Source organism: Roseovarius faecimaris (assembly GCF_009762325.1).
Classification (GTDB): domain Bacteria; phylum Pseudomonadota; class Alphaproteobacteria; order Rhodobacterales; family Rhodobacteraceae; genus Roseovarius; species Roseovarius faecimaris.
This window is the reverse complement of the sequence record NZ_CP034348.1, coordinates 3398691-3411827: the sequence shown is the minus strand read 5'-3', so window position 1 is coordinate 3411827 and position 13137 is coordinate 3398691. Positions and strand designations below refer to the sequence as shown.

Below are 13137 nucleotides of genomic sequence, written 5' to 3'. Positions count from 1 at the left end.
GCCCCGCCTTCGTGGCGGGGTATTTTTTTGGGAAGGATGAAAGGGTTACGCGGCTGCGTGCTCAGAGAAAGCGGCGCAGCACATCGGCCGTCATACCGGCCCAGTCGCGATAGACCTCCGCGCCCGGGTGAAAGCCGTCAGAAGCCATCTTTGACAGATCGAGCGGAAATTCGAGCGGCAGATAGGTAGTGTTGGCCCGCGTGGCGCATAAGGCTGCAAGATCGGCGTCGAACAGCTCTGCGCGCGCGCCAAGAACGCTGTTGAGCGGCCAGGGCAGGAGCGGGAAATGCCGGACTGGTGGCAGGCCAGAGACGCAGATCCCCCTTGGCCGGAATTTCTCCGCGACCATATCGAGCAGCTGCGCATATCGTATTTGCCAGGCGCGTCGGCTTACACCGTTCTTTGTATCATTGACGCCAAGTGACAGCGCGACGGCGTCACATGGCATCGGGTCCACAGCGTGCAGGGTTCTGAGCGTGCTGGCCACGGTCGCGCCGGATTGGGCGATTACCGTCCAGCTCACCTCGTAATGTGGCGATAGTGCCTCGCAGAGCCTGCCCGATAGCGCGTCGTCCTGCCGTTCCACCCCGACCCCGGCAACCGAACTGTCACCGATCAGCAGGATGCGCACCGGTTTGCCCTGTCCCGCCGTGCCGCTGCGGGGCCCAGCGGCTTCGGGCAGGCGCGTCGCCCGCGCGGCCACCCAAAGCGCCTGCGGGATGATGACCGGAGCCAGAAGAAGCTGAGCGCGTTTCATTCTCGAAAGGGTCCACTGAAGATCGGAGCATAAAAGCCGAGAGTTCCCGTCAAATCCAGAGGATGCAAGGTCAACCGCGGATCATCGCGCATGGCGTCAGTTTCGCGGCTGGCGTGGCCGTCACGCGAAAAGCTCAGCCTCGGTCGCGCCGGTGATCGTCGCTGTCACGATCCGGCTTTCCGGCTGATCGGTGGTGAAGCGCACCTCGGTGAACTGTTCCGTGCGCCCCATGCGGGGGCTTTCCATCAGTATGCGGTGGGTCCGACCGATCTGTTCGGCCAGATGTCGCGCAACCCGCGCCTCGCCCGCCGCCCGCAGTCTTGCGGCACGCTCTTTGATCACGGCACCATTGACCTGATTGGGAATTTTCGCCGCTGGCGTTCCTTCACGTTTCGAATAGGGGAAGACATGCAGCCAGGTCAGCCCGCACTCTTCCACCAACTTCAGCGAGTTTTGGAAGTGCTCCTCGGTTTCGGTCGGGAAACCGGCGATGATATCGGCACCAAACGTCATATCCGGACGCAGGCGGCGCGCCTCTTCTGCAAAACGGATTGCGTCGTCGCGCAGGTGGCGGCGCTTCATCCGTTTGAGGATCAGGTCATCGCCATGCTGCAGGGAAAGGTGCAGATGCGGCATCAGCCGCGGCTCGCTGGCGATGGCGAGCATCAGGTTTTCGTCCACCTCAATCGAATCGATCGAGCTGATCCGCAGGCGCGGCAAATCGGGCACCAGCCGAAGGATACGCATCACCAGATCGCCCAGGCGGGGTGCTCCGGGCAGGTCGGCACCCCACGAGGTCAGGTCGACCCCGGTCAGCACCACCTCGTTATAGCCGCGCCCGACCAGCCGCTTGATCTGATCCACCACCACGCCCGCAGGGACTGAACGCGAATTGCCCCGGCCATAAGGGATGATGCAGAAGGTGCAGCGATGATCGCAGCCGTTCTGGACCTGCACATAGGCGCGCGACCGGGTGCCGAACCCGTCGATCAGATGCCCCGCCGTCTCGGTGACGCTCATGATGTCATTGACCATCGGTGCTTCGGTGGTGCCAATGAAATCCGTGGCAAGGCCCGCCCAGGTCTCGGGCTGCATCTTTTCGGTGTTGCCGATGACGGCATCGACTTCGGCCATCGCGGTGAAGGTTTCAGGCTCGGTCTGTGCGGCGCAGCCGGTCACGATGATGCGTGCCTGCGGGTTCTCGCGGCGCAGGCGGCGAATGTCCTTGCGGGCCTTGCGCACCGCTTCGGCGGTCACGGCGCAGGTGTTCACCACGACCGCATTCTCAAGCCCGGCCTGCTGGCTCAGCTCTTTCATGGCTTCGGTCTCATAGGCGTTGAGACGGCAGCCGAGCGTCGTGAATTTCAGCGAGCTCATCCGATCCGGTCCAGGAAATCGCGTGTAATCACGCCGTCGCAGACATGCGCGGTGGGGCCGGTCATCCAGACCCCCTCGTCGCGCCAGTCTACCTGGATCGTGCCGCCATCAAGCTCGATCGTCACCGCCCGCCCGGTGAGCCCTCGCCGATGCGCCGCCACGCCCACCGCGCAGGAGGACGAGCCCGAGGCCAACGTGATGCCCACGCCGCGCTCCCACACCCGCATGCGCAGGTGATCGGGGCCAATCAGGCTTGCCACCTGCACATTGGTGCGTTCGGGGTAGAGCGGGTGATGCTCGTGTTCGGGGCCGAACCGGTCCAGGTCGACCGCTTCGGCGTCCTCGACGAAAAAGCTGCAATGAGGGTTGCCCATGCCGGTGGCGGTGGGGGCGCCTGCGATAGGCAGCGCAAGCGTGTCCATCTCGTGGGCCAGCGGGATATCGCGCCAGTCAAGCTGCGGCGGACCCATATTGACGGAGGTCAGTCCCTGACCTGCGTCCCGCGCAAAGAGATCGCCCCGCGCGGTGGTCAGGTGCAGACTGTCCCGGCCCGTCTCGTCCATGAGAAACCGCGCGATGCAGCGGGTGGCGTTGCCACAGGCCGCCGATTGGGAACCGTCGCTGTTCCAGAAGGTCAGATGCGCATCGCCCGCACCCGCCTCGATCAGCGCGAGCTGGTCAAATCCGATGCCCGTGTGTCGGTCGCCCACGGCTCTGGCCAGCGCGTCGGTCACCTGAATATTGCGCGCACGCCCGTCCAGTACGACAAAGTCGTTTCCCAGCCCATGCATCTTCATGAAGGGCAATCCTGTGTCGAGCGCATCACTCATGCAGCGGCATATAAACGTGGGGTGGATATGAATCCAGCATTCGGTTGAAAAACCCCACGATTCGGGGTTGACCGGGGGGCTGGCTCTTTCTAGATAGGCCGCCTAGTGGGCCGTTAGCTCAGTTGGTAGAGCAACTGACTTTTAATCAGTGGGTCGCAGGTTCGAATCCTGCACGGCTCACCACTGTTTCCAAAGATATCGAGCTGTTACCGGATAAGATTCGGACGCGGTGCGGGCCGGGTGATCGGGCGTTGTGCGGCGGTGATCCGCGGCTGTGCCAGGGCGGTGCCGAAAGAGCGGTCGCTGTGGTGCCTGTCACCCCGCGGGCGATCAATGTGCAGACCGGCCGACATTCGACTGTTGTCGGCGGTTTCTATGTGGCCCCTGTTTGCGCGGCAAGGACTGCGCGCAGAGTGTCGAGCAACTGCCCGGCATCGTCCTGTGAGAAGACAAGCGGTGGCCTTATTTTCAGCACGTTGTCGCATATACCGCAGGCCGAAATCAGGACCCCTTCGTGCCGCATCTGATTGACAACGCGGTCGGCAAGGGCCGGGTCGGGGCGCGCTTCGTCGGTGCCTGTCACAAGCTCCACCGCCTGGAACAACCCCTTGCCGCGCAGTGCTCCGACGCAGTCGAACTTGCCTTGTATCTCGGCCAGCCCGTCAGAGATCGTTTGCCCGACCCGATGAACATGTTCCAGAAGGCCTTCGGCTTCAATCACATCGAGAACGGCATTGCCTGCCGCTCCGGCCACCGGGCTGCTGGCGAATGTATTGAAATAGTCTCGCCTGGCGGCGAAGGCTTCGAAAATGTCCCGCCGGGCGACAACCGCGGCAAGCGGATATCCCGCGCCAAGCGGTTTGCCCATGGTGACGATATCCGGCACGATGCCTGAATCCATGAACCCCCACATATGATCGCCAAGACGGGTCAGCCCGGCCTGTACCTCATCCATCACGACAAGCCCGCCTTCGTCCCGGGTGATCCTGGAAAGTTCGGCGAGATATCCGGGCGGCGCCGTGTAGATGCCCGGGCCGTCGAAGATAGGGTCGATCAGCAGCATTGCGAGCCCGTGGTCGGAGCGGGCGTGGGTCCGGATGGTCGGCTCGGCCAGTGCCGCCGCGTTCTGACCGCTGCCCGGCTGGCCGGATTGGCACGGCACGGGAATGGTCCGGACGAATTCCGCGCGCTTGTCGGGCGCGGTGCGATAGGGTGAGAGTGCAGCCACCGCTAGGGCATTGCCGTGATAGGCCTCTTCCGTGACGATCGCGCCACTCTTGCCTGTCACCGTCCGGGCAATCTCGTAGGCAAGACCGTTCGCCTCGGTGCCGGTACAAACAAAGGCGCACATGTCCAGGGCATCGGGCAGGGTTGCGGTCAGGCGCTCAGCATAGGTGATGATGCTCTCATGCAGATAGCGACTATGAGTATTGATCAGCGCCGCCTGCCGGTGCATCGCCTCCAGCACATGCGGGTGGGCATGACCGACGGAGGGAACGTTGTTATAGCAATCCAGATACCGCTTGCCTGACTGGTCCCAGATCACCGCACCCTGCGCGTGGTGCACATGAACGGGTACGTCATAGTGATAAAAGTAGGTCGGGCTCAGCACCTTGTCGCGCCGTGCCATAAGGGCTTCGGGCGATGTCACGCTATCCATGGGCAAGCCTCTGCAATCTCCGGGGATCGGACAATACACCACCCGAAAGCGACAGGATCGCGCGCAGGCCGCCCTCGGATAGCCGGGTGGCAGGGCGCGGGCGCATGGCGGGCGGAACACCCCGATCTTTCATCCGTCCCAGGGCCACGCTCAGAATACCGCGCAGCAGGATGGCGTCATACAACAGCGCAAGCATCTGCGTGTTCAGCGGGTAATGTGCCAGAAACCCCCCGATCAGCTGCGGTATGACATGCTCGGTCCGGTCAGGGGCGAACTCGATCAGGCTTGTGACCGAAACGGCGAGATCCTGCAGGGCAGACCGGTGGATCGCGTCCCCGAAGTCGATCATGCCCGCAACCCTGCCGCCATCGTCAAGCAGGATGTTTCCCGGGTGGATGTCATTGTGAATGACCTGCGCGGGCGCGTCCCTCAGAGCGGGAAGCACGGTGTCCGTCAGCCGGTTCAGATGCGGGGTGACCGCTGTCCGGAAATCCGGATCGAGAAAGGCCAGCATCCGGTCGTCAAGCATTACGTCCGAGGATGAATCCCAAGGCATGAAACGCGTGGATTGCGGATGTTCAAACCCTCTGAGCGCGCGGCAAAGCCTGCCTTGAAAGGCCCCGATCGGTCTGGCCCAGCTGCCGTGCGAAGGCGGCAGATCGGACAGCGGGCGCCCCTCCAGATAGCTGACAACCCGCACGGCTGCGGGCTGTCCGTTCGCGAAACGATGCAGCAGATAGGGCGCGCCTGTCCTGTCGGTTCGGTTGCGGGGGAGAGGCAAATCCGGTGCTGCCCCTTCGAGATAGCCGAGCAGGGCCGCCTGATAATCCGCAGTCGCCTCTGCCGCCGCGCCTTCGCTGATCTTGACCACCCAGCGCCGGGCATCGCCCGTGCTGATCAGGATGTTCTGGTCGCGCTCGCCGTCAAGCGGGTGAAGCTGTCCTTCGAGGCCGTACCGGTCTTTGACGAGTGCCTCGATCTCGTGCAGCTCATGCGCAGGCGCGCGCACGTCACGGGCCCAGTCGGGCACCTCCGGGCCATCCGACCCCGCGCGGTCCGGTGTATCCAACGGCATTGACATCGTGGATCACGCTTGCATCCCGGCGTGCCCCCGCGCAACCGAAACTTTCGCGGAAACAGCCCCGGTTCTCTATGCCCCCGATGCCAGTCTGGCGATCCCGGCAGGATTCGAACCTGCAACCTGCCCCTTAGGAGGGGGCTGCTCTATCCAGTTGAGCCACGGGACCGCTGGGCTCTGCATACCCAACGAAAAGCCGATTGTCATCGCCCTTCTGAACGCTTGATAATCCGCATATGTTTGCGGTACCATCGTCTCGCCCTCAGTTGAAAGACCACCCCCCGTGACAAATTCAGATAACCGACCCCTGACCCTGCGTGATGTGTCCGAAGCCTCGGGCGTGTCGGAGATGACCGTCAGTCGCGTGCTGCGTAACCGGGGCGATGTCTCTGACGCGACCCGCGAGCGGGTGCTGGAAACCGCGAAGAGGCTTGGCTACGTGCCCAACAAGATCGCGGGGGCCCTGGCGTCAAGCCGGGTTAATCTGGTGGCGGTGATCATCCCGTCGATGTCCAACATGGTGTTTCCTGAGGTCATGACCGGGATTACCGAGGCGCTGGACGAGACCGAGTTGCAGCCCGTGGTGGGCATCACAGGCTACAAGCCCGAGAAAGAAGAGAAGGTGCTTTATGAAATGCTGTCCTGGCGGCCCTCCGGGGTGATTATCGCCGGGATCGAGCACACCGAGGCCAGCCGCGCCATGCTGCGCGCATCGGGCATTCCCGTGGTTGAGATCATGGATGTGGACGGCACGCCGGTCGATAGCGTGGTGGGTATTTCGCACCGCCGCGCGGGGCAGAAGATGGCCGAGGCGATCCTCAAGGGCGGTTATCAGAAGATCGGCTTTCTGGGTACCAAGATGTCGCTCGACCATCGCGCGCGCAAGCGTTTCGAAGGCTTCACCGAGACGCTGGCCAAGAACGGGGTCGAGATTGCCGATCAGGAGTTTTACACCGGAGGCTCCGCATTGGTGAAGGGGCGCGAGATGACGGCGGCCCTGCTGGAGCGCGAGCCCGAGATCGACTTTATCTACTATTCCAATGATCTGATCGGAGCGGGTGGGCTGCTTTACTTGCTGGAGAAGGGCGCGAAGATCCCGCAGGAGATCGGCCTTGCCGGGTTCAATGGCGTGGGGTTGCTTGACGGGCTGCCGATGAAACTGGCCACGATGGATGCCTGCCGCCATGATACCGGCCGCAAAGCCGCCGAGATCATTGCCGCACGGGTGAATGACCCGTCCGCAGGCCCGGTGCGCATCGCGATGGAACCCAAGATCACCTACGGCCAGACGCTGCGGCGCCCCTAGTCACCGAGGCTGCGGATTGAGCCCCTTGTTATACGGCTTCCAGTCGGTAATTTCCGGATAATACATTTGCCGCCAGCGCCGCACGCGGGGGTTCATCACCCGTTTCCACAAGGGCGGCACCATCGCCACCATTGTCATAAGCGGATAGCCGTGGGGAAGCTGCGGCGCATCGGCATCGGTGTAGTTCTGCAGCAGGGGAAAGCGCCGGTTCGGCTTGTAATGGTGGTCCGAATGGCGCTGCAGGTTGATCAGAAGCCAGTTTGACGCCTTATGGGCGGCGTTCCAGCTATGGCGCGGCATCACATGCTCGTATTTGCCGTCTCCCAGGTGCTTTCGGGTCAGCCCGTAATGCTCGATATAGTTGACCAGCTCCAGCTGCCAGATGGCGATATAGGCCTGCCACAGGAACAGCAGCAGCCCCAGCCAGCCGCCGATCAGACCAGCCAGCAGCAGCATGAACGCCTGAAATGCCCAATACCGCCAGAAGGGGTTGGAAAGGTCTGTCCACGGCTTGCCCTTGCGCGCCAGCATTTCCTTTTCGGCCCGGAAGGCCGAGAGCCATGACGCCTTGAGCACGCGCGGAAAGAACCGGTGAAACCCCTCATTATAGCGCGCGGTCACCGGGTCGCGGGGCGTGCCGACATAGCGATGATGCACCAACAGATGCTCGGAGCGGAAATGCGAATAGAGGGTCATGGCGAGCAGGGCATCGCCCAGAAACCGCTCGCCCTTGTCCTTCTGATGCATCAGCTCGTGGCTGTAATTGATCCCGACCGTGCCGGTGATCACACCGACACCGAAGAACAGCAGGATCAGTTCCCCGCCAGACAGATGTTCGGCGGTCGTGCCGTACCAGATCATCCAATACAGCAGCAGGAACTGGATCGGCACCCAGATCAGGGTGATTGCCTTGTGCCAGGTCAGCTGGTTTTCGTCCGTATCCGGGTCCGCATTTTCCAGATTCAGGCCCAGAACGGTGTCGAGCAGGGTAAAGAAGTACCACGTTACCACCGGCATCAACAGAAGCCACCAGCCGCCGTTCAGGGCGCCGATAAGGGCGATGGGCACCAAGAGCAGCGTCATCCAGAAGGGCAGCGCATGGGCAAGGCTGTTCACAGGGGGATGCGTGGACATAAGAGGTGTCTCCGTGGGTCAGTGCCGCGATCTTGGGCGCAGAATACGCCAAACCGGGCTGGAAAACATGGGCAAAATCAGCGCAATTGGCCCCAACCGCAAGGTATGACCCAGCGTTCCATGGCGGGTCAGCTCAGAACGGACTGCGCAAGGTTGAAGACTTTGCGCATGACGGTAGGCAAATCGCTCGGGCGGAATTCACGCGGGGTGAGGAAAGTCCCCCGCGCAGGCTCGGCCCCCGTGGGCACACGCGCGATGCACACCTCCAGCCGCAAATGGAAATGCGTGAAGGTGTGGCGCGCCTCTTCGGGCAGGCGCTCCCAATCGGTGTCCAGCGGCGGCGCGGGGGCGGGGGCCTCGTTCCAGTCGGTACCGGGCCAGCCCAGCATCCCGCCCAAGAGCCCTTTGTCAGGGCGCTGTTCCAGCAGCCAGGCCCCATCGGCACGGCGCACCACATAGGCGATGCCGTGCCGTGTCGGCTTGGCCTTCTTCGGGCTCTTGCGCGGCAGATCGGCCGCGATACCCTGCGCGCGGGCGGCACAAGGCCCGCGCCAGGGGCAAATCCCGCAGGCCGGGTTTTTCGGTGTGCAGATCGTGGCGCCCAGGTCCATCACCGCCTGTGCATAGTCGCCGGGCCGGATGTCGGGGGTCAGTGCCGCCGCCGCTTCCGTCAGTTCGGACTTGGCGGCGGGCAGGGGGGTCTGCACCGCGTGCAGCCGCGCCATGACCCGCTCCACATTGCCATCCACCACCACCTCGGGCCGGTCATATGCAATCGCCGAAATCGCGGCGGCGGTGTAGGGGCCAATGCCAGGCAGCGCCTGCAATCCATCGCGTGTGGTGGGGAACACACCGTCATGCTCCTTCGTTACCACCCGCGCGCATTTCAGGAGGTTCCGGGCCCGCGCGTAGTAGCCAAGCCCGGCCCATTCGCCCATCACCTGAGCGTCCGGGGCGGCGGCCAGGTCGCCCACTGTCGGCCAGAGCGCCGTGAACCGCTCATAATAGGACTTCACCGCTGCCACGGTCGTCTGCTGCAGCATCACCTCGCTCAGCCAGACGCGATAGGGGTCCGGCATCTCGCCCGCCTTGCGCCGCGCCGGTGACACCCGCCAGGGCAAATCGCGCGCGTGACGATCATACCAGTCCAGTAACACCTCGGCCCGAGCCATTTCACGCATTCGTTAAATCCGCCTCACGATTGGGGGCTGTTCTGCCCGCATTCATGGCTTACATAGAGGATTAACCCAAGGAGCACACCCATGGCCGCCAAACGTCCCGGTACATTCGGCTTCAAGCGCACCTCTGCGCTGTTGCAGGACCGGATCAGGCGTGCCTCGGAAAGCCGTGGCTTTGCCGCCTCGCGCCTGCTCACGCAATGGGAAGAGGTCGCGGGCGCGGATATCGCCGCGATCGCGCGGCCTGTCGATGTTTCCTATGGACGTCAGGGCTTCGGGGCCACGCTGACCGTGCTGACCACCGGCGCACAGGCCCCCATGCTGGAAATGCAGAAGGAAAAACTGCGCGAGCGGGTCAATGCCGTCTATGGCTACAACGCCATTTCGCGCATCCGTATCACTCAGACCGCCCCCACGGGCTTTGCCGATGGCAAGGTCAGCTTTGAGCATCGCCCGAAGAAAACCGAACCCGCGCCGCCCGACCCAGAAACGCAGCGCGAAGCGGCTCAGCTTGCCGCGCCTGTCGGCGACGAGAGCCTCCGAACAGCGCTTGAAGCTCTGGGGCAGAACGTATTATCCAAAGCCAAACGCTGATCTGGCCAAATCTTGTACTGGAAGGACACATCATGAACCGTCTGATCCTTGTCGGGGCCCTGGGCCTTATTGTCGCCGTCGGGGCCGTGATCCTCAACTGGCGCACGGCACCCGCCCCGTCGGCGGATCTTTCGCCTTATGGCGCCGCGAACGCGCAGGAGGCCGCCGAGATCGACACGTCCTCGATTGTCGAGATGACGCTCGGCAATCCCGATGCCAAGGTTACGGTGATGGAATACGCCTCCTTCACCTGCCCGCATTGCGCCCGCTTCCATGAAGGCCAGTTCAAACAGCTCAAGGCAGAGTATATCGACACCGGCCTGATCAACTTCGTCTATCGCGATGTCTATTTCGACCGCTTCGGCCTCTGGGCCTCTATGGTGGCGCGTTGCGGCGGCCAGGAGCGTTTCTTCGGCATTGCCGACATGATCTATGACCAGCAACGTGATTGGGTTGGCAGCGGTCAGGATCCGGCGGCGATTGCCAACAACCTGCGCAAGATCGGCAAGGTTGCGGGCCTGGATGAGGATCAGCTCGAGGCGTGCCTGAACGATAATGACAAGGCCAAGACGCTGGTCGCCTGGTATCAGAAGAACGCCGAAGCCGATGGTATCCGTTCCACGCCGACCCTGCTGATCAACGGCACCTCCTACAGCAACATGTCCTATGAGGAGCTCAAGGGCCTGATCGACGAGGCTCTGGCCGAATAATGAGCAGCCCTCTTGCAGGCCTGAAGGTCATCGAACTCGCGCGGATTCTCGCGGGTCCCTGGGCCGGGCAGACGCTCGCCGATCTCGGTGCCGAGGTGATCAAGGTCGAAAGCCCCGCTGGCGATGACACCCGGCAATGGGGCCCGCCCTTCATCGAGCGCGACGGGGACCGCACGGCTGCCTATTTCCATTCCTGTAATCGCGGCAAGGCGTCCATCACCTGCGACTTCCGAACCGAGGACGGCCAGGCGCAGATGCGCGCCCTGATCGCCGATGCCGACGTGGTGATCGAGAATTTCAAAGTCGGAGGTCTGGCCAAATACGGGCTCGACTATGACAGCCTGAAAGAGATCAACCCCGGCCTGATCTACTGCTCCATCACCGGGTTCGGGCAGGACGGCCCCTATGCCCACCGTGCAGGGTATGACTATATCATCCAGGGCATGTCGGGACTGATGTCGATCACCGGCGAAGCCGAGCGCCAGCCGCTCAAGGTGGGCGTGGCGGTGACGGATGTGTTCACCGGCGTCTATGCCACAACAGCCATCCTCGCCGCGCTGCACCAGCGCCACGCCACGGGCCGGGGCCAGCATATTGACATGGCGCTTCTGGATGTCGCCGTCTCGGTCACCGCCAACCAGGCGATGAACTACCTCTCGACCGGCACGCCGCCCGGTCGGCTGGGCAATTTTCACCCCAATCTGAGCCCCTATCAGGTGTTCGAATGCGCCGATGGTTTCCTGATCATCGCAGTGGGCAATGACGGGCAGTACCAGCGCCTGTGCGCCTTGCTGGGATGCGATACTCTGGCCGACGACCCGCGCTTTGCCACCAATCCCGACCGCGTGTCGCACCGTCAGGAGCTTTCGGACCTGCTGCACGAACATACCCGCCGCTTTTCCAAGGCGGACCTGCTCGCCGCCTGCGAGGCCAGGGGCGTGCCCGCCGGGCCGATCAACCAGATGGACGAGGTGTTCGCCGACCCTCAAGTGCAGGCGCGGGGCATGCGGATCGACCCGGATGGCGTGCCCGGCGTGCGCGCGCCCTTCAGGTTCTCGGATGCCGAGCTAAACCTCTCCCGCCCCTCGCCCAAACTGGGTCAGGACGACTGACCGCTGCTTTCATTGTTCCCAAAATACTCCCGCCGGAGGCGCAATACTCTTTTGGCGCTCACGCCTCCACAGGCACGCCGTCCAGCACTTTGTCGATCGCCCGGCCCAGCATATCCACCACGCTGTCCAGCTCGGCCTCGCTTGAGATGAAGGGCGGGGCCAGCAGGACATGGTCGCCAATCTTGCCATCGCGGGTGCCAGGCATCGGATAGCAGATCAGACCCTCGGCAAAGGCCGCCTTTTTCAGCTTTCCGGCCAGGCCGTGCTTTTGGGCAAAGGGTTGCTTGGTCGCGCGATCCGCCACCAGTTCCACCCCCCAGAACAGCCCGCGCCCGCGAATATCGCCCACATGCGGATGTTGTCCCAGCGCGCTGCGCAGTTGCGCCTCAAGATGCGCGCCGCGCTGGCGCACCTGCGCCACCAGCCCCTGCTCCAGCATCTCCTGCACCACGGCCAGCCCGGCTGCGGCGGCAATGGGGTGGCCGACATAGGTATGCCCGTGCTGGAAAAATCCGCTTCCATCGGAAATCGCCTGGTAAATGTCTTTGCTGCACAGCATCGCACCGACCGGCTGATACCCCGCGCCAAGCCCCTTGGCGATGCACAGGATATCGGGGCGCACCCCTTCGGCCTCGCAGGCAAAAAGATGCCCCGTCCGCCCCATGCCGCACATCACCTCGTCAAGGATCAGCAAAACACCGTAGCGGTCGCAAATCTCGCGAATGCGGGTGAAATACCCCTCGACCGCCGGCACCGCGCCCAGGGTGGCACCCACCACAGGCTCGGCCAGAAAGGCCATGACACTGTCTTCGCCCAGCCGCTGGATCTCGGCTTCCAGTTCATCGGCCACGCGCTGACCATAGTCGGCAAGGCTCTCGGCCTCTCCGCGTTCGGCATATTCATAACAGGGCGCGATATGGCTGACCTCGATCAGCAGCGGCGCAAACTGCGCCTGCCGCCAGGCATTGCCGCCCGCCGCCAACGCGCCCAGCGTGTTGCCGTGATAGCTCTGCCGACGGGCAATCACATGCCGCCGCTGTGGCTCGCCGCGCTCCACGTGGTATTGCCGCGCCAGCTTGATCGCCGCTTCGACCGCTTCCGATCCGCCCGAGACGAAATAGACCCGGTCGATCCCCTCCGGCGCGTGGTCGATCAGCAGATCGGCCAGCGCCTCGGCGGGCTCGGATGTGAAAAAGCCGGTATGCGCGAAGGCGAGCTTGTCTACCTGGTCCTTGATCGCCTGCTTCACCCGTGCGTTGGAATGCCCCAGGCACGAGACCGCAGCCCCCCCCGAGCCGTCGAAATAGCGCTTGCCATCTGCGTCGATCAGATAGCAGCCATCGCCGCCCACCGCAGTGGGAATGGCCGCGTGGCAGTGGCGTGGAAAAACATGGGACATGG

Annotated in this window: 12 protein-coding genes and 2 tRNA genes; 5 read left to right on the top strand and 9 right to left on the bottom strand. The window is 63.3% G+C overall.

The features are described 5' to 3' along the window. Nucleotides 1-61: 61 nt before the first annotated feature. From EI983_RS17045 to dapF, 3 genes are all read right to left on the bottom strand, one after another. On the bottom strand, nt 62-757 hold the full coding sequence (locus EI983_RS17045) for an SGNH/GDSL hydrolase family protein (protein WP_157708546.1): 696 nt from the start codon (nt 755-757) through the stop codon (nt 62-64). A 120-nt stretch (nt 758-877) separates the two neighbouring features. Next, a complete protein-coding gene (mtaB, locus tag EI983_RS17040; RefSeq protein WP_157708545.1) occupies nt 878-2134 on the bottom strand; it encodes a tRNA (N(6)-L-threonylcarbamoyladenosine(37)-C(2))-methylthiotransferase MtaB in 1257 nt (418 codons plus the stop codon). Then, nucleotides 2131-2964, bottom strand: coding sequence for a diaminopimelate epimerase (dapF, locus tag EI983_RS17035; RefSeq protein ID WP_157708544.1), 834 nt, complete (start codon nt 2962-2964; stop codon nt 2131-2133). The genes mtaB and dapF overlap by 4 nt, the downstream gene beginning before the upstream one ends. Before the next feature lie 107 nt (nt 2965-3071). Here dapF and EI983_RS17030 point away from each other — a divergent pair. Further along, a tRNA-Lys gene (locus EI983_RS17030) sits at nt 3072-3147 on the top strand. Between the two features lie 190 nt (nt 3148-3337). Here EI983_RS17030 and EI983_RS17025 read toward each other — a convergent pair. The 3 genes from EI983_RS17025 to EI983_RS17015 all read right to left on the bottom strand — a co-directional run bounded on the left by EI983_RS17025 (nt 3338) and on the right by EI983_RS17015 (nt 5871). Beyond that, on the bottom strand, nt 3338-4624 hold the full coding sequence (locus EI983_RS17025) for an aspartate aminotransferase family protein (RefSeq protein ID WP_157708543.1): 1287 nt from the start codon (nt 4622-4624) through the stop codon (nt 3338-3340). Beyond that, on the bottom strand, nt 4617-5705 hold the full coding sequence (locus EI983_RS17020; RefSeq protein WP_157708542.1) for a phosphotransferase: 1089 nt from the start codon (nt 5703-5705) through the stop codon (nt 4617-4619). The genes EI983_RS17025 and EI983_RS17020 overlap by 8 nt, the downstream gene beginning before the upstream one ends. A gap of 89 nt (nt 5706-5794) precedes the next feature. After that, nucleotides 5795-5871, bottom strand: a tRNA-Arg gene (locus EI983_RS17015). Nucleotides 5872-5985: 114 nt separating this feature from the next. On the opposite strand from EI983_RS17015, the gene EI983_RS17010 reads away from it, so the two are divergent. After that, nucleotides 5986-7008 carry a LacI family DNA-binding transcriptional regulator gene (locus tag EI983_RS17010; protein WP_157708541.1) on the top strand — a complete coding sequence of 341 codons (1023 nt, stop codon included), beginning with the start codon at nt 5986-5988 and terminating at the stop codon, nt 7006-7008. Here EI983_RS17010 and EI983_RS17005 read toward each other — a convergent pair whose 3' ends face one another. Together EI983_RS17005 and mutY are read right to left on the bottom strand one after the other, a co-directional pair. After that, nucleotides 7009-8142 carry an alkane 1-monooxygenase gene (locus tag EI983_RS17005; RefSeq protein ID WP_157708540.1) on the bottom strand — a complete coding sequence of 378 codons (1134 nt, stop codon included), beginning with the start codon at nt 8140-8142 and terminating at the stop codon, nt 7009-7011. It lies immediately after the preceding gene. 128 nt (nt 8143-8270) lie between these two features. Beyond that, complete coding sequence (mutY, locus tag EI983_RS17000; RefSeq protein WP_157708539.1) at nt 8271-9323, bottom strand: A/G-specific adenine glycosylase; 1053 nt, start codon at nt 9321-9323, stop codon at nt 8271-8273. 81 nt (nt 9324-9404) lie between these two features. Here mutY and EI983_RS16995 point away from each other — a divergent pair, with 81 nt between their 5' ends. From EI983_RS16995 to EI983_RS16985, 3 genes are read left to right on the top strand one after another with little or no spacing between them, the layout of a single operon-like run. Further along, nucleotides 9405-9914, top strand: coding sequence for a DUF721 domain-containing protein (locus tag EI983_RS16995; protein ID WP_157708538.1), 510 nt, complete (start codon nt 9405-9407; stop codon nt 9912-9914). 32 nt (nt 9915-9946) lie between these two features. Beyond that, nucleotides 9947-10624, top strand: a complete 678-nt coding sequence (locus tag EI983_RS16990) for a DsbA family protein (protein WP_157708537.1) — start codon at nt 9947-9949, stop codon at nt 10622-10624. Next, on the top strand, nt 10624-11736 hold the full coding sequence (locus EI983_RS16985) for a CaiB/BaiF CoA transferase family protein (RefSeq protein ID WP_157708536.1): 1113 nt from the start codon (nt 10624-10626) through the stop codon (nt 11734-11736). Before EI983_RS16990 ends, EI983_RS16985 begins: the two co-directional genes overlap by 1 nt. A gap of 58 nt (nt 11737-11794) precedes the next feature. On the opposite strand, the gene EI983_RS16980 is transcribed toward EI983_RS16985, so the two are convergent. After that, nucleotides 11795-13135, bottom strand: coding sequence for an aspartate aminotransferase family protein (locus EI983_RS16980; RefSeq protein ID WP_157708535.1), 1341 nt, complete (start codon nt 13133-13135; stop codon nt 11795-11797). Nucleotides 13136-13137 lie beyond the last annotated feature (2 nt).